Below are 22,603 nucleotides of genomic sequence, written 5' to 3'. Positions count from 1 at the left end.
ATTATCCATTTCTATTTTCAATTTCTTTATATGCTGCAATCACTTTCTTTACTAATTTATGACGAATCACATCTTTATCATCTAGATAAATCATGCCAATACCCTGAACATTTTTCAGTACTAATAAAGCTTCTTTAAGCCCTGATGTAACTCTTCTTGGCAAATCAATTTGCCCTGGATCACCAGTAATAATAAACTTAGCATTTTTACCCATACGAGTCAAAAACATTTTCATTTGGGCATGTGTTGTATTCTGCGCCTCATCAAGGATTACAAAAGCATTATCTAGAGTTCTACCTCGCATAAATGCCATTGGAGCAATTTGAATAACTCCTTTTTCAATAAAACTATCTAGTTTTTCACTAGGGATCATATCACGTAAAGCATCATATAAAGGTTGCATATAAGGATCTAGCTTCTCTTTTAAGTCTCCTGGCAAAAAACCAAGATTCTCCCCAGCTTCTACAGCAGGGCGTGTAAGGATAATACGCTTAACTTGCTTTTCTTTTAATGCTTTAATGGCTAATGCAACTCCTGTATACGTTTTTCCTGTTCCGGCTGGACCTATCGCAAAAACCATATCATTCTTAGTACAGGATTCTACTAGTTTACGCTGATTAGCAGTCTGAGCTTTAATGAGTTTACCTCCTACTCCATGTACTAATACTTCTCCACTATTAACCGATGTCTCATAGTCTTCTTTACTGTCACTAGTAAGTACGCGTTCTATTACATTCTCATCAAGCTTATTATATTTAGCAAAATGTTCTAGTAACATATTAAATCGTTTATCAAACTCTTCTAGTAGATCTTCATCACCATACACTTTTAACTTACTACCTCTTGCCACAATTTTTAACTTAGGGAAGTATTTTTTTAATAGTTGAATATTACTATTCTGAAGTCCGAAAAACTCTCTCGGGTTGATTTCTGTCAGTTCAATTATAAGTTCATTCAAAAGCTATACGAATTTTAGTATGATTTTTTTTTAGGATTGCCTAAGTTTGCTAAAATTGTTTACATTTTTGTCAGGAATACAAAATAAATTGAAAAACAAAATAACATATTTTAGTTATCACTACTATATATTAGTAAATTAAGCAATAAATATAGTAGTTTTATCATCATTATGTAATCAAAAAAAACTGTAAACAATCTCATAACAAATTTACATATTTTTATACGCTTACAACTAAAAGATATTAACAATTCTTATACATGCCAATTATTACCTTAACTACAGATTTCGGAATTAAAGATCATTTTGTATCTGCGGTTAAAGGAGCTATTTATTCAGAATTACCAGAAGCCAAAATTGTTGATATATCCCATGATGTTTCACCTTTTCATATTACAGAAGCAGCATATATTATACAAAATGCTTATAAAAATTTTCCAAAAGGGAGTATCCATATTATTGGGATCGATAGTGAACTTAATCCCGAGAATAAACATATCGCAGTACAGCTAGATGATCATTATTTTATATGTGCTAATAATGGGCTAATTTCTCTAATTACATCAGAGTTTAATCCTGAAAAAACTGTAGAAATAAACATTCATGATGCTATAGCTAGTAATTTCCCTGTACTAGATGTTTTTGTAACTGTAGCTTGCCATATTGCTCGTGGAGGTACCCTAGAGGTAATCGGAAAAACAATTTCTGACATTAAAACCATAAAAGGAGCCACTCCTATTGTTAATGTAGGAGATACCCAAATTGTAGGAAGTATCATTTACATCGATAATTATGGTAACCTAGTTACTAATATTACACGTAAGCTATTTGAAAAAATTGGAAAAGGAAGGAAATTCAAAATTACTGCACGTACTGCTGTATTCCAAAATGTATATCTACGATATAGTGATGCTATTAATTTTGGAATTGAAAAAAGTAAACGTGAAGAAGATGGTAAAAAAATAGCTCTATTTAATTCCTCAGGATATTTAGAATTGGCCATATATAAGAGTAATCCTAGAACAATAGGTGGAGCCTCTAGCCTATTTGGATTATACTATAGAGACACTGTAAGTGTAAGCTTTGAATAAAATTATAAATAACTTAAAAAAAAACTGTAAAACTTTTGTGTTTTACTATTTTGAAACTTATAAAATGATACTACGAATCGTAAAAATGGGATTTATACCCGATCAAATAGATGCTTTTTTAGAAAATTTTGAACTACATAAAGATCTAATTAGAAATTTTGAAGGCTGTAGTCATTTAAAATTATTGCGAGATATTACTCATTCCAATCAGTTTTTTACCTATAGCCATTGGGAATCAGAAGTACACCTCAATAACTATAGAAACTCTACGTTATTTAAAGAAGTTTGGAAAAACACCAAAAATAAATTTAATCAAAAACCAGAAGCTTGGAGCGTAACCGAAGTTTCTAATTTGTAATGTATATTTCCAGTTGTTATTTAGCGTATTAAAATACAACTTAGAAACCTCTAATTTTTTAAAAAACTATGTTCGCATTACTACGAAAAGAAATTAATACTTTTTTCTCCTCTACAGTAGGATACCTTGTTATTGCCATATTTCTGGTTCTTAACGGGCTTTTTTTATGGATATTTAAAGGACAATTTAATATCCTTGATAGCGGATTTGCAGACCTTTCTCCTTTCTTTATGATAGCTCCATGGATTCTACTATTCCTAATTCCTGCGGTAACCATGCGTAGTTTTGCTGAAGAAAAAAAACAAGGCACTCTAGAAGTATTACTTACTAAACCCATAAAAACTTGGCAAATGGTTACTGGCAAGTACCTAGGTAGCTTATCTCTTATTATAATAGCATTAATACCTAGTGTATTATATATCTTTACCATTTATCAATTAGGAAACCCCATAGGAAATCTAGATATGGGTAATATCATTGGATCCTATATAGCACTGATATTACTTAGTGGCTCCTATACTGCTATTGGAGTATTTGCCTCTGCAATAACCAATAACCAAATCATTGCTTTTTTAAGTGCGTTATTGATCTGCTTTATCTTTTATTTTGGATTCAGTGGACTCATTGATTATACAACATCAGACACCTCTACTAACATCATCGAGTATCTAGGAATACAGTTGCATTATGAGCGCATAGGACAAGGAGTCATAGACACCAGAGATATTCTTTATTTTATAAGTATCATCTTTTTATTTGTAATGCTTTCTGTTATAATCCTTAAAAAGGATAGTCTTCCTAAAAAAATAAAGCTTATCAGTAGTATCATTATATCTTCGATTGCTATAGGAATGATCGGAAATTCTGTATACGATCGTTTTGATCTTACAAAAGATAGCCGTTATACATTATCAAAAGCTACTAAGAATTTAGTTCTAGAAGCCCCTACTCCTATAGTGATAGATGTATTATTAGAAGGTGAATTCCCTGCTGAGTTTAGACGCTTACAATCAGAGACAAAACAATTACTAGAGGAGTTTAATAGCCTCAATTCTAATATACAATATATCTTTACGAACCCATTTAAAGAAGAAGAAGTACGGGATCAAACCATTATAGAATTACAAAAGTACGGACTCACTCCTATGGAAGTTAGTGTTCAGGAAAATGGAAAGACAGAAGTCGAAACCGTAGTCCCATGGGCTATTGTAAGCTATCAGAATACTAGTGTAAAGATTCCTCTAATCAAAAATACTATTGGTGCCAACTCTGATGAACGTGTTAGTAATTCTATACAACAATTAGAATATGCTTTTGCCGATGGATTAAGCAAACTATTACACCCTAAACGACATAAAATTGCTGTACTAAAAGGTAATGGGCAGTTACCAGATATAAAAATTGCTGATTTTATAAAAACACTACAAAATTACTATTACATAGGTGCGTTTACATTAGATTCTGTAGCCAGTAATCCAGAAAAAACACTGTTAGAATTACAAAAATTCGACATGATCATCAATGCTAAACCTACAAAACCCTTTTCTGAAAAAGAAAAATATGTACTCGATCAATTTATAATGAATGGAGGAAAATCACTGTGGTTATTAGAGTCTGTAACAATGGAAATTGATAGTTTAATGAATCCCCAAGGCACCTCTATTGCCATTATGCAAGATCTAAGACTAGGAGACGCTTTATTCTCTTATGGAGTCCGAATAAACCCTGTATTAGTAAATGATCTATACTCTGCTCCATTAGTATTAGCCTCTGGTCAGGGTAATGAAACACAATTTACTCCATACCCATGGTTTTATGGATCGTTGACAAAAAGTACGAGTGACCATTCTATTGTAAAAAATATAGAATCTGTAAAGTTTGAATTTTCGAATCAGATAGATACTTTAAAAAATTCCATAAAAAAAACGGTATTACTTACCAGTTCTGATAAATCTAAAATCGAAGGTGTTCCTAAAGAAATACGCTTAGAAAACATTATCAGAAAAAAACCTGACATCAATAGCTATACTGAAGGTCCTCAGAATCTAGCTGTATTACTCGAAGGAAATTTTAAATCTACATATAAAGACAGAGTAAAACCTTATAAAACAGGAAAACATAAAGATATTAGTAATACCACAAAAATGATCGTAATCGCAGATGGTGATATTATTAAAAATCAAACACGAAAAGGAAAACCGATCCCATTAGGTTTTGATCCTGCTATGAATTTAAAATATGGAAATAAAGAGTTTTTACTAAATGCTGTTAACTATCTATTAGATGACTCAGGTCTTATCGAAGTACGAAGTAAAGAAGTAAACATATCATTTTTAGACATTAAAAAAGTTGTCGGTAACAGAACTATGTGGCAAGTTATTAACATCCTAATACCTTTGCTCTCCTTACTTGTTTTTGGTTTTTTATTCTCTTATTTCAGAAAGAGAAAATATATCAAAAATGAAATATAAAACACTCAACCTTCAATGAAAAACACTCAACTTTGAGTGAAAATGATAAGAAAAAACAAATGGAAATTAATTCCACTTGGACACTAAAAAATTGGTTTTAAAAATTTAATCCGTCACCCTATAAATTCTTTCTTTACGTATCGTTTGAATACTTCTCTAAAAATGATTTTAAAAAATTAAATAAAACCTCTGAAACATCAAACATCACATTAACTACTGATAATCAAATACCTTAACTTAATGATATTGATACGCTAAGTTAAAAATCTATTGTCTATATTTGAAGTCTAAAAGCCTCAAACCCTATAAACGAAACTGCATTAATACTGAAAATCAACATATTGTTTTAAAAACAGAAAATCTATCTATAGGATATCATTCAAAAAAAAAATTGAATGTTATTGCTGCTGATATTAACCTAAAATTGTATCAAGGAGAATTAGTGGGCTTGGTAGGTGCTAATGGGATCGGAAAATCAACATTACTACGTACCTTATCTCGTGTTCAACCTGCTTTACATGGTAAAATTTTATTATCCAATAAAGATCTTACTTCTTATAAATCTCTAGAGCTTGCCTCTCAATTAAGTATTGTATTAACTGAGCAAATCGCATCAAAAAACCTTACTGTTCAGGAATTAGTTGCTCTAGGTAGACAACCCTATACAAATTGGGTTGGTAAAATGACCGAAGAAGATATTTATAAAGTAAAAAAAGCAATAGAGATAACACACATTACTGATTTAATTGCTAAAAGATGTTTTGAACTTAGTGACGGACAGTTACAGAAAGTACTTATTGCTAGAGCTCTAGCTCAGAATACTCCTTTTATTATGCTAGATGAACCTACAACACATCTAGATGTATATCATAAAGCTTATATTTTAAAACTCCTAAAACGCCTCGCTTTTGAAACCCAAAGAACCATTCTTTTCTCTACCCACGAGATTGATTTTGCCATACAATTATGTGATAAAATGATCGTTATGAATCAAGAAGGTTTTGAATTTGGAAGACCTAAAGAATTAGTACAATGTCATGCTTTTTCATCATTATTCCCTAAAGATTTAATTCTTTTTGACTCCAAGTCAGGAAGATATAAAGTACGAGATTAAAACAGCTTACTATGTATGATTAATCAACAACCTCGGAGCAAGCTCATGAGGTATACTTCCGAAAAAAAAATATTTTGATGTAGGGGCAAGCCTACGTGGATTTTATGAAATACGCAGCAGCATAATAGATAAACAAAATATCCTTATAAAGTTTGTTTTAATCATAGAATACGGAGAATTAAACCCTCAATGAAGAGGGATTACACCTTCTATAGAAGATAAAAAAATCACAGCTTTATATACTAAAGAATCGATACCTATTCTTATTACAATTTTATATAAAGAAAAAACAGCTATTTTTTACCTGTATGTTATCTTATTTATATGTCTACATTGAATATCTCTCAGATCACTTTTGCTATTATTCTTCTTTTGATTCCATTTAATTGAAAAAAAACTTCTTTTTAAAGGGAAAACTGCAAAACTTTAACGTATTTCACATAGTAGAGTTTAGCCTGAAAAATCATAGTTTTGTCTAGAATTTATAAACCAAATCAATTATGAATATTATTTTCAGATTTAAACCGTTTGTAGCATTAGTACTTATTGCTGCTTTAACATTTAGTTGTAGTTCAGATGATAACGAAGATTTAAAACCTGCTGATGGGGAAGTATTTGATGCAGAACTTATCGTAACAGAATCTAACGTTGGAGATAAACGCCTTGTTACTGTTAATGGAGGTACTACTGGAACTACTATCAAAGCAAAAGTAAAATTTTCTTCTACTACTAAATCAATGAGACGATTATACATCACTCAGGATACAGGTGGTGCAGGAGAAATTCCTTTTGTATTTACTTCTCAAGAAGTTGATGAAAAACCAGATGGATCTTTGGATCTCGTAGGAGGAGATAAAAAAGATTTTGAATTTAAAATCAATTTCCCTGCTCCAACACTATCTACAGGTACTATCGTATACAGATTATGGGCTACTACAGGAAGAGGAGATTTTAGAAACGTAGCCAAAAGAAATGCACTAGGTGATGATGACATGGGTACTATAATAATTAAATATGGTGAAGGAACTAATAGTAGTTCTGGTATAAAATCATTTACAAAAACGATATTATCAGCTCCTCTTGGAGATGGATCTTCTAAAACATTTATCTCTTTATACAACGAAACTGTATATAAAATAAACCAAGGAGAAGAATATGCTGCTCTATGGGATTTTGGATATTATTATGGAAAAAACAATAAGGCTTCTTTAGCGTCTACTTATGATTATCCTAAAGCCGTTATAGATGTACCTGCGATATCTAAAGTAGCCAAAGAAGAATTAAACAAAGGATATTTTGCAAGGTCTACAAAAACTATAGCAGATTTTGATGCTATAAAAAATAGTACAGACTTAGATTTTATTACTGCCTCTCTCAGTGAAAGAGTACTTGATCTAAGAGAAGGTAATATTATAGAATATGTGGATAGCTACGGTAATAAAGGACTTATCAAAGTAGTAGAAATTTCTGGTACTGACGGTACAGGAGATTTTATTAAACTAGACATAAAAATACAGAACTAATAGCGATTCGCTATTATAGACCTAAAGCCAGATATTCTTTTATAGAATGTCTGGCTTTTTTTTATATAAAATCAAGAAGATATATGTGTAAAAAACAAAATCTATGTGAACTTTACTAACCTCTCTCTAAATACATCCTTCTTTCTATCTAATATAAAAACTCCCCTGTCTTTAGATCAATTGATCTTGCAATAGCATAAAACACTTCATTATGTGCTGTATCCCATTCTATTCTTATATCTCCCATTACAACATCAAAATCCGAATTAGATTCTGAACTCGCTATTTCATCATTATGTTTAAATACCTTTATAATTACTTCTTTTGATCCACTCCCCCCATTTCCTGGCATTGATATATCAAAAATATTTCGCTTACCAGATACCGTTAGTGTATACTCACCATCAGGACTCTTATATGTTATAACATCAGGCATAGTTATATAATACAGGCATAAACAACCTATTAACAACACAACAGCTACAATACTTATTATTTTCTTCATTTTATCTTACTCTGTTTTTAATAAATTTTCTTAAAAATATTAAAAGTTTTGATGATTAAGGGTATAAAATTATGTTATCTTTTATAGCCATTACATAACTAACAACTAAGTTATACTATCTAATAGATTCGCTTTTTGTATAAAAAAATTAAACATCATTCTGCTCTTTTACTCCTTTAATCAGTAACCATAAACATAATGAAAGCTCTCCTAAATCTGCAGGGACTGTAATATTTTGTAATACTACTGATTCATAATCTGGTAAAAGAAAAAATCGAATAACATCAATCTGATCTCCAATACAGCCTAGCATTAATAAAATACCAATAATTTTAGGAGCAAGACCTGATTTAAAAATCATATATCCAAGAGGAAATAAATATAACCCATAAAACACTTGCGAAATGAAGTATCCATTCGTATGCATTTTTAGAAAAAATATAACCAGTCCATTCAATTGACTAGTTTCAAACCCATTTACATAATCTGACCCTGTAACTAATAACAAAGCAGCTATTTGATATAATACAATAATTAATAAAATCGAAACAGCTATCATAACAGACAACAACATCAGCCTTGCATGATTTTTGTTAATATGTTTAAATATTTGATATAAAACCAAAGAAAAAAAGAAAAAAGCAACTATCATGGCTATATCACTTATAATACCTATACGAAACAACCATTCATTAATACTAATATTATGTACAGTTGCAGTAGGATTATCACTTACAAAAATTTTCTGACGAACAAAAAATTCTGCAAACACACCACATATGATAACTGTAAGAAATAAAAACCCTGCAATTCTACCTGTTTTCTTATTGGATCTCATTTTATATGTTTTAGTATTTTACAGGATGACGATCTAAACGCTAATTTGTTACTACACGCATTAAATCTAAAACAGACACAAACAACTACTAAATAATAGTTTTTTAAATCTTATTATTTATTAAACGATACCGTTTATTTATTTATTTTATTATACATTTGCTTTTTAAACGAAACCGTCTAAATAATGCCAAAAATTATTGCTCAAAAAAATGATTGGATACAACTCGGACATAAACTCTTTGCAGAACAAGGAATCTCTGGGATAATAATTGAAAAAATGGCTAAAAAACTGAATTGTAATAAATCTAGTTTTTATTGGCATTTTAAAACAAAAAAAGAGTTTATAGAACAAGTGATTAGCTTTTGGATTGCAATAGATACAGAACAAATAATCACATTAATCAATAGTAAAAAATCTGCAAAACTGAAGTTTGAAATCTTAATCAAACTAGTATTTAAAAAAGATCCATATTTAGATTTCATTTTTTATCTAAAAAGATATGGACAAAAAGAAAAAAATATTCAATCTATTATAGATACAATAGATAACCAACGGATTGATTTTGTTGCTAATCTATTGCAAGAAATGGGGTTTACTATAGAAGAAGGTAGAAAAAGAGCAACTCTTTTTTACAAATACTTAATAGGATACCATGAAATGATTAGATATAAAAAACAACATAAAAATTATGTTAAAGAAGTATGTTCTGAAATAAGTCTTTTTATAGAGCTATGATGATAAACTCCGATATCCCTCACAATTCTAAATTGAAGCTAAGTATTATAATATTTCTAATAATCAATTTTTCACCCATTATCCTAAATGCTCAAAAAATGAAGGAATATAAAATTGAAATAAAAATTAATGCATCAAAAGAAACCGTCTGGAAAACAATAACCAATTTTAAAGAGTACCCTAACTGGAATACCATCTTAGAAATGGAACAGAATGAAGATTTGGTTGTAGGTAAAAAATTTAAGGTAACAATTTATAATCCAAAAGGTAAGAAATCAAAATTTAATGCTACCACAATGCACCGAGAAGATAATGTTTCTTTTTCTGCTACACAAAAAATAATTGGAAAATGGTTTTTTTCGGCTACCCATTATTTTATAATTAGAGAAATCGATAAAGAACATGTAGTTTTTATCCAAAAATGGAAACTAAGAGGATTAATTACCTCTTTATTTTATAAACAAATATGTAAAGAATTAAAAAGTTTTAACGCTATGAATACTGAGCTTAAAACAGTACTAGAAAAATAAAATATATGCTATGTTAAAAATTGGGGGATACATCAATATAATAATTGCCTTAAGCCATATAATTGGACTCATATGGGCAAAAAAAATGTTTGAAATAACAGGCATTGGTAAAGAAATGTTTGAAATTGCACAAACTCATTTTTTGCTTCCTTATATAATAACCATTCTTGTAGCCATTGTTTTTTTTATTTTTGGACTATATGGTTTATCAGCAGATCATAAACTCAGAAAATTACCTTTCTTAAAATTAGGGATATTCATCATCTCTGGAATTTATATTTTTCGTGGACTTGGAGAACTAATAGCAGCTCCTATACAAGATAAAAACGAACCATTAGAAATGATATATTCAATAATTGCATTAATAATAGGGCTCTTATTTTTAGTTGGTGGACTAAAGAAATGGGGATTGCATAAAAATATATAAGGATAAAACTACATTAAAAAAGAGAGGAAACAATAACAACTCTTACAACTTCTAATCTATAGAAAAATTAGTATCTTCAGAATTCGTTTTTATAAAATTGTCCATGACTGATAAACCCGAATTATACTTTAAAAATGATCAAGAATGGCGCTCTTGGTTGCATAAAAATTATAATACATCTACTGGAGTATACCTAATATTATATAAGGTAGAGAGTAAAGTAGCTAGTATGCGGTGGGAAGAAGCTGTAAAAGTAGCATTATGCTATGGATGGATTGATTCTACAGTAAAACGGCTAGATGATCAACGTCGTAGACAATATTTCTGTCCTCGTAAACCTAAAAGCGTTTGGAGTAAGCTTAATAAAACCTACATCGTAGATCTTATCAAAAATGAATTGATGCACAAAAATGGTTTGGATAGTATTAAAATTGCTAAAAAAATGGTTCATGGATAGCATTAGATGATGTAGAAAAAGGTATTATTCCAGAGAATTTACAGAATGCTTTTGATCAAAATCCTAAAGCCTATGAAAACTATAAAAATTTTGCTCCAGGGTATCAAAAAAGTTATTTATACTGGCTTAATCAAGCCAAACGAGAAGAAACAAAAAATAAGCGTATCATAGAAATTATTAAGTTGTGTAAAGCAAATATAAAATCAAGAGGAAATAGGTAATCAATAATCAGCCTATAATAAATTTATTTTTCTCTTTGTAATAGTTTAAACCCTATGTATAAAGATATAAATGAATTATAAAAAACTAGTATTACTCAATATATATCCCAACATTAATTGTAAACTACGGAGAAATGAATGGAGAATACTATTTCTATCAAAAAGATAAGGTGCAGGAAAATAAAAAGTTATTAAAATATACTCCTAGAACTATTATCGATATACGCTCTAGACATAGAACTATGGTACCAGATGAAGAATATGAAAATGGACATATCCTAGTTAAAAAAACATGTAAAGCATTAAATAACCAATATAGAAGCCCTAAGAGGAACCTAAATCGCACGCAGTATTAATGCAGAAAATAATATTGGTTCTCTTAAAGAAGGAAAATTAGCAGGTGTGGATGCTATATTGGTCATAATTAAAATATATATTATAGGCATAATCCTCACAGGTTTAAAAACCTGTGAGGACCTAAATATTAAGAAGACTCTTTTATTCTAATTTTAAATAGACTATTTTAGAGTACCATATATTAATTTTGATTTTAAAATTATCTATAAGAAAACAAAAAACACCTTAGATAAATTAAAATCTAAAATGATATAAAAGCATTACGTAATACTAAAGAATAAAATAACTAAATTATGTCATCAGTCATAAAAATTAGACCTTTAGGGTTTCCTTGGGAAACCAATGATCCATTTTTATTTTGTGCATATCATGAAGATCAATACCCCAGAGGAAATGGTAAACTAGGTCCTGATGCCTCTTTAGAAGGTCGCACTATAGGTCAAGATTTTACAATAAAAAATGGGTGGAGAATGTATCATGGTCGTAGAATTCCTGGATTTCCTGCACATCCTCATCGTGGTTTTGAAACCATTACTATTGTTCAAAAAGGATTAGTAGATCATTCCGATTCATTAGGTGCTGCAGGACGATTTGGCAATGGTGATGTACAATGGATGACCGCAGGAAAAGGAGTGCAACATTCTGAAATGTTCCCTCTACTAAATACTGAAAAAGAAAATCCTTTACTACTTTTTCAAATTTGGCTTAATCTACCTAGAAACAAAAAAATGGTCACTCCCCACTTTAAAATGCTTTGGCAAGAAGATATTCCAATACTCAAAATATCTGATACGGATAAAAATAATATTGAAATCACAGTAATAGCTGGGACACTAGATGAGATAACAGCACCACCTCCAGCTCCAGACTCATGGGCAACAGATCTGAATAATGAGATAGCCATATGGACAATTAAAATGGCGCCTAATGCTACTTTTACATTTCCGACTACCTCAGAAGGAATAAACAGATCTTTATATTTTTTTAAAGGCAAAGAAGTCTTTAGTGAAGGATACACCATCCCTGTTAATCATGAAATTATTGTAAATTCTAGCCAAGAATTTATCTTAAAAAATGGAGATACAGAAGCTCACCTGCTCCTATTACAAGGTAAACCAATTAATGAACCCGTAGTAAAACATGGACCATTTGTAATGAATAATCAGTTAGAAATCAGAGAAGCCATACACGAATATCAACAAACTGAGTTTGGAGGATGGCCATGGGATGAACATGACCACGTTCATGGTCCCTCTAAAGGAAGGTTTGCACTATACCCTGATGGTACAGAAATAAAAAAATAAGTTCTAATTAACAAATAATCCTTAACTTTAGTTTTAAAAAAACTATATAAATCTAATTATCATTACTATAGAAGATCTTACCTAAATGTTTAATAAGAAAACATTTCTTTTACCTTTATTTCTTTTTCTGTATTCAGTGCTATTTTTTTCTTGTTCTAAGAAAAAAATATTAACGGATACAGAAATTAACTGGTTGAAACGAAATGATTCTATAACTATAGCTTTATCTCCATATTACCCCCCATATCAATTTATAAATAATGATAATAGAATTGAAGGAATTTTTATTGATTACATAGAATTAATAGAGCATAAAATAGATTATAAATTTAAACGAAAGTATTATCCAGAATGGTCTAAACTGATCCATGATGCAAAAAAGAAAAAAACTGACATTATTATTGAAATAGAGCAAACCTCTACAAGAAATTCTTATCTTAATTTTTATTCTCATTTTTTTGAATCCAATCATGTTATCGTAACCCGAAAACATACTCCATCTGTCAAAAAAATTACTGACTTACTAAACAAAAAAATAACAGTACCAAAAGATTATGCCATTTCTGAAAACCTAAAACAGAAATATCCACAACTTATTTTTATTGAAGATAAAGACGATTTAACTTGTCTCAAAAAATTAAACTCCGGAACATATGATTCATATATCGGCCCTTTATCAGTAGTAAATTATTTGATAAAAAATAACAATTTAAATAATCTAAAAACTGTTTCGGAAACCAATATAAAGTATATCCCAAAAATTGCAGTTGATAAAGAAAATAAACTACTTAATGATATTATAAAAAAAGCCATTCAAGATATTTCAGATACAGAAAAAAAAAATATTATAGAAAACTGGCTTTATACTAAAAGACGCCCTTTTTATAAAAATGCTAATTTCTTGATTCCTTTTATACTTTTTATAATATTAGGTTTCTTTTTAATTTTAGGTATAAATTTTTACTTAAGCTATATCGTAAAACAAAAAACAAAAGCAGTAAGAATAGCAAAAGAAAATTCTGAAAAAGATAATCAGCTAAAAACAGCATTTATTAATAATATATCTCATGAGATTAGGACGCCAATGAATGGTATCATAGGGTTTTCTCAATTCTTGAAAGACTTTACAACAACAAACTATGAAAAAACATTATATACTGAAATTGTTGCAAACAGTAGCCAACAATTAATCGACAGTATGGATAATATTCTTGAAATATCAAAATTACAAGCTAAACTCGTAAAACTTAATCCAGAAGAAACTGATTTATATGCAGTTTTTAATACGATTCATAGAATGTTTAATACAAAAGCTAAGAAAAAAGATATTACATTACTTCTTAGTAATACCATTAAAGAACACCATCGATATGCATTGATTGATAAAGAAAAGCTCATTAAAATCAGCAAAGGTCTGATTGAAAATGCTATCAAGTTTACCAAAAGAGGAGCTGTACTTATTTCTTGTACCGTAAAAAATGATGCTTTAATAGTCATGGTAAGAGATTCTGGAATAGGAATTGCACCAAAGGATAAAGAAATTATATTTCAAAGTTTTTCTCAATCAGAAAATAAAATCTCAAAAAGATATGGAGGCTTGGGGCTAGGACTCACTATAGCCAAAGAAAATATAAATTTAATGGGGGGCGAACTATCCTTTACTTCAATTCCTAATAAAGGTTCTACTTTTAGATTTAAATTACCTCATAGTACCATTGCATCCACTAATAATTACAATAAATCCTTAATACCCCAAAAATCAAACACTAAACAGCACACCCTTTTAATTGCAGAAGATGGGGACGTTAATTTTTTAATAATCAAGACAATACTTTTAAAAATAGAAAACTATGATTTTATCATTCATCGAGCAAAAAATGGTAAAGAAGCAGTTATATTTTGTAAAGAAAATACTGCTATCGATCTAGTATTTATGGATATAAAAATGCCTGAAATGAATGGTTATGATGCAAGTAAATTAATAAAAAAATTATATCCAAAACTACCTATAGTAGCTCAGACAGCATATACAACTAAAGAAGATATTAAAACTGCCTTTGATGCAGGATGCGATGACTTTATTTCAAAACCTATAGATCCTATAACTTTAAAAAAAATAATACTTAAATACTTACCGATAATTTCAGAAATAAACTAGTACAATCCTAGATTAAGGATGTAAAATTTACACCAAATAAAACCCAAAATTATCCACTAAAGTCAACATAAAATAACGATAAAACACAAAAAAAAAGGTTTCACCTTATAATATGTAATTCTAAACAACAACCTGTCTAAATAGGGTAACTGTTTTTTTGAAAGTGTTAGTATTAAATAGTATCTTTATTAGAATTCCTAAGGAATAACTAGTAAAAATTATGTCAATAAAATTGCTAAATACTTTCTTTTCAATCATTATATTGATCGGAACTATTTCTTGTTCTAAGCCTTCAATCCTCAATGAAGAAGAAAAAAAATGGCTTCAGAATAATGATGAGATTTCAGTCGGTTTTTTCCCTTATTATGCACCATATCAATTCATCAATGAAAATGATCAGATCGATGGTATTCTAGTTGATTATCTGTCTCTGATTGAAGATAAAATAAATCATAAGTTTAAACGAAAATTATACACTAATTGGGAGCAATTATTAGACGATGCAAAAAATAATAAAATTCAGATTATACTAGAAATACAACAAACTCCTACACGGGATTCTTATCTTAATTTTTATTCTCGCCTTTTTGAATCCAAGCATGTCATAGTAACCAAAAAAGATCGTATTCATAGCTCAAAATTAAATAGGTACTTAGATAAAGTCATTGTCGTTCCTAAAGATTATGCGATATATGAAAACTTAAAAAAACACAATAAAAACCTGAATCTTGCAACAGAAATAGATGACCTAACGTGTCTAAAACAGGTTAGCATAGGCAAATACGATGCATATATAGGTCCCAAGGCAGTTGCCAACTACTTGATAAAAACAGAAAACTTAAATGATCTTAAAATTGTTTCAGAAATCCAATACAGCTATACTCCTAGTTTAGCTGTTCAGAAAAATAATACCATTTTAAATCAAATTATCTCTAAAACGACCAATAATATCAATGATAATGAAAAAGAAGTGATTTTTGATAACTGGTTATACAGTGCTATTGTTCCTTTTTATAAAAAAGCAAATTTCTGGATCGGTTTTACAGTACTCATACTAGTATCTTTTATTATTATTTTATTACTTAATCGATACCTAAAATACTTGATTAAACAAAAGACTAAAGAACTTAATATTGCTAAAAATTGTGCTGAAGAAAGTAATAAATTAAAAACAGCATTTATCCATAATATATCTCATGAAGTACGCACACCAATGAATGGTATTATCGGTTTTTCTGAATTGCTTAATGATCCTGAAATTACACCCAGACAACAGAAAGAGTATTCTAAAATTGTTATCGATAGTAGCAATCAATTAATTAACATAATAGACGACATCATTGAAATTTCGAAATTAGAAACGAATCAGGTTCAAGTTCGTTTTGAAGAAACCAATCTTAATACAGTATTACAATTATTATTTTCAGATTTTCAGAGTAAAGCTATTAGTAAAAATATTGCAATACGCCTTAACAATAAATTAAATGAAAAACAGTCTATTATACACATGGATAAATTAAAAATCAATAAGATTTTATATAATCTTATTGATAATGCTATAAAATTTACATTCAAAGGTGTCATAGAAATATCTTGTCAGACAAAAGATAAATCTTTAATAATAATGATAAAAGATACCGGAATAGGTATTAGACAAGAAGATCAAGAGTTAATATTTAAAAATTTCTCGCAATCTGAGAAAGAAGTAACAAAGAGTTATGATGGACTTGGTCTAGGTTTATCAATTGCTATAAAAAATGCAAAATTAATAGGTGGTACTATTTCTTTTTCTTCAATGATTAATAAAGGTTCTACATTTATAGTAACCCTACCCTATCTTCCTATCACCACTTCTAATACATCTGATACGTCCTTAAATAAGGATAAAACCTCTAATGTTCCTATAAAACAGATTATCTTAATTGTAGAAGATGGTAATGTAAATTTTTTATTTCTAAAAACCATATTATTAAAAATGGAAGGATATAAATTTATAATTCATCGTGCAGAAAATGGTAAAGAAGCTGTAGAAATTTGCAAAAAAAATACAAGTATTGATTTAATTCTTATGGATATTAAGATGCCTATAATGGATGGGTATACTGCAACAAAAAAAATAAAAAAAATACGCCCTAATATACCTATTATTGCGCAAACAGCATATTCTACAGAAGATGATATCCAAAAAGCATTAGATGCTGGCTGTGATGATTTTGTATCAAAACCTATAGATAGAAAAATATTAAAACCTATTATTAATAAATATTTTACGGTATTCTCTAAGTCAAAATCAACTTAAATGGCGATTGTAAATGAGTATTTAGGTTTTTTAAATAGTGCACCTTTATGGCTCGATGAAACTCTTTTTGAATTTTCCATCTTTGATTTTAAAGAATTATCAAAAACTAATATATTACCAAGTGATACCGATACACTGTTAGGAATTAACAATAACCAAAACGAAGTATTAGGTAAACGTATAGAGCATTTTTTTGAACATTGTATTCTCAATTCTCACCGTTATAGTATCATCTCAAAAAATATCCAGGTATTTAGAGATAAAATTACAATAGGAGAATTAGATTTTATCCTACAAGATCAACTACATAATAAAATCATACATCTCGAACTTGTCTATAAATTTTATGTATACGACCCACAAATTAATATTGAGATGGAACGATGGATTGGACCAAATAGAAAGGATACTTTGCTAAAAAAGGTAGCTAAATTAAAAACAAAACAATTACCTTTATTATACAAAAGTGAAACCTCTCATATTTTAGAAAGTTTACATACACACCCTACCCATATTAATCAACAAGTCTGTTATCTAGGTGCTCTTTTTGTTCCTCTTTCTCTAAAAAACAAGAATATTCCTTTCCTTAATAATCAATGCATTATTGGTTTTTGGATAAAATCTAAAGAATTTACTAAAGAACGCTATAGTGCTTACTCTTTTAATATTCCATTAAAAAAAGATTGGATTGTAAATCCTAAGTATTGTACTACTTGGTTTTCTTTTGAGGAAATTATAGTACATGCGTATAAATCTCTAGCCAAAAAAAAATCCCCACTACTTTGGATGAAAAGTAATGGAGATTCTTATGAACGTTTTTTTATCGTTTGGTGGTAAAAAAACTTAAATTATAATTCTTAAAAATAGAACATTAATTTATTTTTTATAAAATATTTTAGAAATCGTAGCATCTCTAGATCCTATATATTGTAGTTTAATAATATACATTCCTTTAGATAAATTAGAAACATCTACTATTTTTTGGTTTTTAAAATCTATTATTTTTTTACCATACATATCATATATAGTTACAATAAACTCTTTATTGATCAAAGAACTTTCTATCTGTAATTGATCTTCTGCAGGACTAGGATATATCTTTACATCGAGTACGTTTTTACTACTTTCTGAATAAGAAGGCAATGTATTATTGTGGCAATATGTAGCATCCTCATATGGCGTTATAGAAACAGTTTTATATACAGGTTTCTTATAATACTCTGCTATTTTTGCAGCTAACCATCCATCATCATCACCATTAGTACCTATAGGAGCTACTCCTGTAGTAGATCCTCCCCCCCATAAAATACTAAAAACATTCATATCTGCTAGTCTTTGCATATTAGATGTACTCCAATCATAACCATTATCATTTTTTAAATGCTCTCCTATGTTTTTAGCAGCATAATGTGACTGCGTCAATGCTATCTTTTTTAGATCTGGATGAACTTTATCTATATTTTTACCTATTCTACTATCTCCCATAAAATATGGCGCAGAAGCTGATGAATTGTTAGCAATATCATAATTAACTATCTTCTCATCTGTAGTAGGCATATGTCCTCCTGGGATTTGCCATAGCATTATAGGTGCATTTCCTATTCGTTCTGCTATTTCTTTACAAAAAACTAAATATTTGTCCCAATGTTTTGCTGTCCATGCATAGCTATTTATAGAAACTGGTCCAAAACAATCGCGTTCATATCTATCAAAAGCAATAAAATCTGGTTTCCAATCACCTGTATACAATTCTAATTCATTCATAAAATCTGCTACCTCTATTGCTTCACTTACTGGGTCATTATACTCATTTGCATTTTTATATACCCAACGAGCAGAACCCGCAGACCATACATTTTGTTGATATCCGAACGGAATCTTACATTCTCCTACATGATGAATCAAAAAGTTAATAGACTGAAAATATCCTTTTAAATCATCAGAAAAAGAAGGAAGACCATCAATACTCAAGTTTTCATCCTCAAAAGCTTTTTTTATGTCTTGGTTAACCTCTATTTTTATTGTTCTTATATTTTGATCATGTCCAAAAACTACATCTTGCTGAATCGCTCCAATTAGATCAGGGCTTATTACAAAAGAACCTGGGTTAGGATGGTCAGCATCTTCATAACTTAGCATTACTTTTATCTCCTGAATAAGGTTTCTGTAATGGTAATACAAGTTTTGGCTCTCAGTCATATCTTTTATAGCTTCTGCTGATCCACCACCACTCGCATTGGCTGTGTAATGAACCATTACTGGGATTATTGTTTCTCCTCCCTGACTGCTTTCTAATCGTCGTGCTTGCTTAATTGTATTTATAGTAGCTGTCATATCTGGGATTTTACCTCTATCACCAGCACCATCCAAGCCTGAATATTTAAACAATGAGCTCAAAGTAGTCTTTTTTAGATCATTATCAATAGCATCAGATGCACTTGTTACAGTACCATGTGATAAATACTTAGGATAACCTTTTACAGTAAACTCTTTTACAGGGTAGTTTACAAAAGAAACGTTTAGGATGTTAGATTTTCCTTCTGATATTGTTATAGTATTAGTATATCTTGGTACATATATAATATCTGTAGCAGTATCTGTATAAGAAGAAACTGTTACAGCATAATTTCCTACCATAACTTCAGAAATAGTAGTACTACCATCTACAATTTTTGCACTTCTATCCACATCAGCTATATCAGTATTCTTTAAGTCTATATCTGTAGAAACTCCACTAGGAAGCCCTTTTACATTAACTGTTAAATCTTCTTTTTTGATAATTGATTTAGTATATGGTATAGAGATCGAGTTATTAGCTTCTGATGGTAAAAATAATAGTGGAGATGTTTGTGGATATGCACTGGTATATAAATTATTACCAGAAATAAAATCATCTGCCCATACCTGATATTCTTTGTTTATTCTTAATAAACCTGTAGTTGTCTCAGTAATTGTTTTGGTTATCTGAGTATTAAATTCTTTATTGTTATAAGTAACCAGAACCGCTTTAGCATCATTTCCTGTAATTATAGTTGTTACATCTGTAAATAGTGTAGGTTCTCCATTTTCTGGATAAAACCGAACTGCATTTGCTAACTCTTCGTATGCTAAGGATACTTTCTTTAAGTTAAGCTTAAGCTTAAAACTTTCATTATGTGCTAACTTTGCATCTACCCACGCTCCATCTGAAAGATTTATTATTATAGTATTAAGATATTGGTCTCCTTTTGGTGATTGGGTCATATTCACCGTTCTTGGGTATGAGATCGCATTATTAGTTGAAAAATTTACCAGACTTGGTATTGCATCAGATAAAAATTGAATTTTAGAATTTCTGGCGTTAATATCGGTCTGACCAGTATTTTTCATTTCAACTTCTAGATAGACATCTCCCCATGATGTTGGATTGAAATCCATTTTCAATTGATAGTTAATTGTTTCCCCACTATAATCTCTAATAAAAGTTTGAGAATACATGGATAAATTAAACAATAAACATACGAATAGTAAAAAATTGAGTTTGTGTTTCATTGTGTTAAGTTTTAAAGATATAAATACTTTATATTGTTAGTTAATCGCCAAGATATTTATAAGTAGATAATCTATAAAAAAAAATAGCTAAATAGTATAAAACAACATATTTTCGGGTTGTTTTTTGATAATAAAATAATTTATCAATAAAAAAAACCTCTGATATTCCATATGAACATCGGAGGTTTTTTTTCGATAAGTTTATATTTAATTTTAAGTCTCTACATTATAAGTCATTTATATAACTACCATAAAGATCTTTAAATCTATAGCCATCAGACATTCTGTATTTACTAAGCTTTTTATATTCTACCAATCCCCATAATAAGAACTCCATCATAAAATAAGAATCTTCTACACTAATTTTGGGTTGGTATTCTTTGATTAGATTTTTAAGAGGTGTAATTCTATCTAACTTTTCTTTATACTCTGTATCAGATATATCCTCTAATAATTCAAAATTACTTTCTTCAAAAAACCAATTGATTAATTCCTGATATGGGCTTTCATAACCTTCTTTTTCTAATTTCTCTATCTTCGGAAAATAATTTAAAAACAGTGTTTTAATAGCATCAGACAGTAATGAATATGCTACGGTAGCAGCCCCTTCTTGTTCTCCTTCATATACTAATTCTACTTTTCCTGTTATTGCAGGTATGATCCCTGTAAAATCACTTAATCGTAATAGTGTATGAGTAGTTCCTGATTGTAAAGTTCTATACTCTGCTGTACTCAATAAATTTTCGTAAGCAGTAATACTCATTCTAGCACTTATACCACTCTTATGATCTATAAACTCACTTACTCGTGCCTGAAAACTAATTTGCTCCAATAAGTCTTTAGCTAGATCAGGAACATAAACCGACTCTGATTGTCTAGAATCTAGCATTGCTTCTTGCTGCGTTATTGTTTTTGCTATTGCTATAGTCTCTGGGTAATGTGTTAAAATCTGTGATCCTATTCTATCTTTTAATGGAGTTACAATACTTCCTCTATTTGTATAATCTTCTGGGTTTGCTGTGAATACAAATTGCAGATCTAATGGTAATCTAAGTTTAAATCCTCTAATTTGGATATCGCCTTCTTGTAGGATGTTAAATAATGCTACTTGTATACGCGCTTGTAAATCTGGTAATTCATTAATTACAAAAATGCTTCTATTTGCTCTTGGGATCATTCCAAAATGAATCACACGATCATCTGCATAGCTTAATTTTAGGTTAGCTGCTTTAATAGGATCTACATCTCCAATAATATCTGCTACTGTAACATCTGGAGTTGCTAATTTCTCTACAAAACGCTCTGATCGATGTAACCAACTAATAGGAGTATCATCTCCTTTTTCTTTTATTAAATTAGTAGCGTATCGCGATATCGGATTAAAAGGATCATCATTAATTTCCGATCCTTCTACAACAGGAATCCACTCATCTAACAGTGTAATCATTTGTCTTGCTAAACGTGTTTTTGCCTGACCTCTTAGTCCTAGTAAATTAATATTATGACGAGAAAGAATCGCTCTTTCTAACTCAGGGATAACTGTATTTTCATATCCATGAATCCCTGTAAAGGTTTCTTCTTTATTACTTATCTTAATTCTTAAATTATTTCTGAGCTCATCTTTTATTGTTTTGCTTTTATACCCTGATTCTTTTAATTGCCTTAATGTTTTTAGTATTGAAATTTCCATATATTTATTTCTAACAATCAATTTTAGAATTAA

Annotated in this window: 20 protein-coding genes; 15 read left to right on the top strand and 5 right to left on the bottom strand. The window is 29.6% G+C overall.

All coding sequences use genetic code 11. The features are described 5' to 3' along the window. Position 1: 1 nt before the first annotated feature. A complete protein-coding gene (locus N456_RS14805; RefSeq protein WP_062058852.1) occupies positions 2-958 on the bottom strand; it encodes a PhoH family protein in 957 nt (318 codons plus the stop codon). A 260-nt stretch (positions 959-1,218) separates the two neighbouring features. On the opposite strand from N456_RS14805, the gene N456_RS14800 reads away from it, so the two are divergent. The 5 genes from N456_RS14800 to N456_RS14780 all read left to right on the top strand — a co-directional run bounded on the left by N456_RS14800 (position 1,219) and on the right by N456_RS14780 (position 7,515). Beyond that, the gene (locus N456_RS14800) at positions 1,219-2,049 is read left to right on the top strand and encodes an SAM hydrolase/SAM-dependent halogenase family protein (RefSeq protein WP_062058849.1); all 831 of its coding nucleotides are present in this window, start codon (positions 1,219-1,221) and stop codon (positions 2,047-2,049) included. Positions 2,050-2,113: 64 nt separating this feature from the next. Beyond that, complete coding sequence (locus N456_RS14795; protein ID WP_062058846.1) at positions 2,114-2,407, top strand: putative quinol monooxygenase; 294 nt, start codon at positions 2,114-2,116, stop codon at positions 2,405-2,407. A 68-nt stretch (positions 2,408-2,475) separates the two neighbouring features. Beyond that, entirely contained in the window at positions 2,476-4,878 is a 2,403-nt protein-coding gene (gldG, locus tag N456_RS14790; protein WP_062058843.1) for a gliding motility-associated ABC transporter substrate-binding protein GldG, read from the top strand. A gap of 280 nt (positions 4,879-5,158) precedes the next feature. Next, positions 5,159-5,992, top strand: a complete 834-nt coding sequence (locus tag N456_RS14785) for an ABC transporter ATP-binding protein (RefSeq protein ID WP_240315539.1) — start codon at positions 5,159-5,161, stop codon at positions 5,990-5,992. 500 nt (positions 5,993-6,492) lie between these two features. Further along, entirely contained in the window at positions 6,493-7,515 is a 1,023-nt protein-coding gene (locus N456_RS14780) for a hypothetical protein (protein WP_062058840.1), read from the top strand. 148 nt (positions 7,516-7,663) lie between these two features. Here N456_RS14780 and N456_RS14775 read toward each other — a convergent pair whose 3' ends face one another. Both N456_RS14775 and N456_RS14770 read right to left on the bottom strand, forming a co-directional pair. Beyond that, entirely contained in the window at positions 7,664-8,020 is a 357-nt protein-coding gene (locus N456_RS14775) for a hypothetical protein (protein ID WP_062058837.1), read from the bottom strand. A 148-nt stretch (positions 8,021-8,168) separates the two neighbouring features. Then, a complete protein-coding gene (locus N456_RS14770; RefSeq protein ID WP_062058834.1) occupies positions 8,169-8,858 on the bottom strand; it encodes a DUF4386 domain-containing protein in 690 nt (229 codons plus the stop codon). 186 nt (positions 8,859-9,044) lie between these two features. Between N456_RS14770 and N456_RS14765 the strand changes: the two genes are divergently transcribed. The 10 genes from N456_RS14765 (at position 9,045) to N456_RS14725 (ending at position 18,186) form a co-directional block, all read left to right on the top strand. Then, positions 9,045-9,596 (top strand): TetR/AcrR family transcriptional regulator, encoded by a 552-nt coding sequence (locus N456_RS14765; RefSeq protein WP_062058831.1) that lies wholly within the window; start codon positions 9,045-9,047, stop codon positions 9,594-9,596. A 98-nt stretch (positions 9,597-9,694) separates the two neighbouring features. Then, positions 9,695-10,126, top strand: a complete 432-nt coding sequence (locus N456_RS14760; RefSeq protein WP_148639340.1) for an SRPBCC domain-containing protein — start codon at positions 9,695-9,697, stop codon at positions 10,124-10,126. Between the two features lie 10 nt (positions 10,127-10,136). Continuing rightward, positions 10,137-10,553 carry a hypothetical protein gene (locus N456_RS14755; protein WP_062058825.1) on the top strand — a complete coding sequence of 139 codons (417 nt, stop codon included), beginning with the start codon at positions 10,137-10,139 and terminating at the stop codon, positions 10,551-10,553. Positions 10,554-10,656: 103 nt separating this feature from the next. Continuing rightward, positions 10,657-11,010, top strand: a complete 354-nt coding sequence (locus N456_RS25255; protein WP_338021423.1) for a YdeI/OmpD-associated family protein — start codon at positions 10,657-10,659, stop codon at positions 11,008-11,010. Beyond that, positions 11,007-11,231, top strand: coding sequence for a YdeI/OmpD-associated family protein (locus N456_RS25250; RefSeq protein ID WP_338021427.1), 225 nt, complete (start codon positions 11,007-11,009; stop codon positions 11,229-11,231). The genes N456_RS25255 and N456_RS25250 overlap by 4 nt, the downstream gene beginning before the upstream one ends. A 134-nt stretch (positions 11,232-11,365) precedes the next feature. Next, positions 11,366-11,587 (top strand): hypothetical protein, encoded by a 222-nt coding sequence (locus N456_RS24890; RefSeq protein ID WP_062058822.1) that lies wholly within the window; start codon positions 11,366-11,368, stop codon positions 11,585-11,587. Positions 11,588-11,881: 294 nt separating this feature from the next. Continuing rightward, on the top strand, positions 11,882-12,892 hold the full coding sequence (locus N456_RS14740) for a pirin family protein (RefSeq protein ID WP_062058819.1): 1,011 nt from the start codon (positions 11,882-11,884) through the stop codon (positions 12,890-12,892). Positions 12,893-13,085: 193 nt separating this feature from the next. Beyond that, positions 13,086-15,050 carry a response regulator gene (locus N456_RS14735; protein ID WP_158447904.1) on the top strand — a complete coding sequence of 655 codons (1,965 nt, stop codon included), beginning with the start codon at positions 13,086-13,088 and terminating at the stop codon, positions 15,048-15,050. Between the two features lie 220 nt (positions 15,051-15,270). Then, a complete protein-coding gene (locus N456_RS14730) occupies positions 15,271-17,349 on the top strand; it encodes a response regulator (RefSeq protein WP_062058813.1) in 2,079 nt (692 codons plus the stop codon). Then, entirely contained in the window at positions 17,350-18,186 is an 837-nt protein-coding gene (locus N456_RS14725; RefSeq protein WP_062058810.1) for a DUF1853 family protein, read from the top strand. A 39-nt stretch (positions 18,187-18,225) separates the two neighbouring features. Here N456_RS14725 and N456_RS14720 read toward each other — a convergent pair whose 3' ends face one another. Then, a complete protein-coding gene (locus N456_RS14720) occupies positions 18,226-20,880 on the bottom strand; it encodes a T9SS type A sorting domain-containing protein (protein WP_082422550.1) in 2,655 nt (884 codons plus the stop codon). A 226-nt stretch (positions 20,881-21,106) separates the two neighbouring features. Continuing rightward, positions 21,107-22,570: a hypothetical protein gene (locus N456_RS14715; protein ID WP_062058803.1), complete on the bottom strand. Its 1,464-nt coding sequence runs from the start codon at positions 22,568-22,570 to the stop codon at positions 21,107-21,109. Between the last annotated feature and the right edge of the window lie 33 nt (positions 22,571-22,603).

The organism is Aquimarina longa SW024 (assembly GCF_001401755.1).
GTDB lineage: Bacteria > Bacteroidota > Bacteroidia > Flavobacteriales > Flavobacteriaceae > Aquimarina > Aquimarina longa.
This window is presented reverse-complemented; position numbering and strand designations above follow the sequence as displayed.

Coding starts and splice junctions, on each gene's coding strand:
- N456_RS14800 (WP_062058849.1), top strand. CDS start 1,219: ATGCCAATTATTACCTTAACTACAGATTTCGGAATTAAAGATCATTTT.
- N456_RS14795 (WP_062058846.1), top strand. CDS start 2,114: ATGATACTACGAATCGTAAAAATGGGATTTATACCCGATCAAATAGAT.
- gldG (WP_062058843.1), top strand. CDS start 2,476: ATGTTCGCATTACTACGAAAAGAAATTAATACTTTTTTCTCCTCTACA.
- N456_RS14780 (WP_062058840.1), top strand. CDS start 6,493: ATGAATATTATTTTCAGATTTAAACCGTTTGTAGCATTAGTACTTATT.
- N456_RS14775 (WP_062058837.1), bottom strand. CDS start 8,020: ATGAAGAAAATAATAAGTATTGTAGCTGTTGTGTTGTTAATAGGTTGT.
- N456_RS14770 (WP_062058834.1), bottom strand. CDS start 8,858: ATGAGATCCAATAAGAAAACAGGTAGAATTGCAGGGTTTTTATTTCTT.
- N456_RS14765 (WP_062058831.1), top strand. CDS start 9,045: ATGCCAAAAATTATTGCTCAAAAAAATGATTGGATACAACTCGGACAT.
- N456_RS14760 (WP_148639340.1), top strand. CDS start 9,695: ATGAAGGAATATAAAATTGAAATAAAAATTAATGCATCAAAAGAAACC.
- N456_RS14755 (WP_062058825.1), top strand. CDS start 10,137: ATGTTAAAAATTGGGGGATACATCAATATAATAATTGCCTTAAGCCAT.
- N456_RS25255 (WP_338021423.1), top strand. CDS start 10,657: ATGACTGATAAACCCGAATTATACTTTAAAAATGATCAAGAATGGCGC.
- N456_RS24890 (WP_062058822.1), top strand. CDS start 11,366: ATGAATGGAGAATACTATTTCTATCAAAAAGATAAGGTGCAGGAAAAT.
- N456_RS14740 (WP_062058819.1), top strand. CDS start 11,882: ATGTCATCAGTCATAAAAATTAGACCTTTAGGGTTTCCTTGGGAAACC.
- N456_RS14730 (WP_062058813.1), top strand. CDS start 15,271: ATGTCAATAAAATTGCTAAATACTTTCTTTTCAATCATTATATTGATC.
- N456_RS14725 (WP_062058810.1), top strand. CDS start 17,350: ATGGCGATTGTAAATGAGTATTTAGGTTTTTTAAATAGTGCACCTTTA.
- N456_RS14720 (WP_082422550.1), bottom strand. CDS start 20,880: ATGAAACACAAACTCAATTTTTTACTATTCGTATGTTTATTGTTTAAT.
- N456_RS14715 (WP_062058803.1), bottom strand. CDS start 22,570: ATGGAAATTTCAATACTAAAAACATTAAGGCAATTAAAAGAATCAGGG.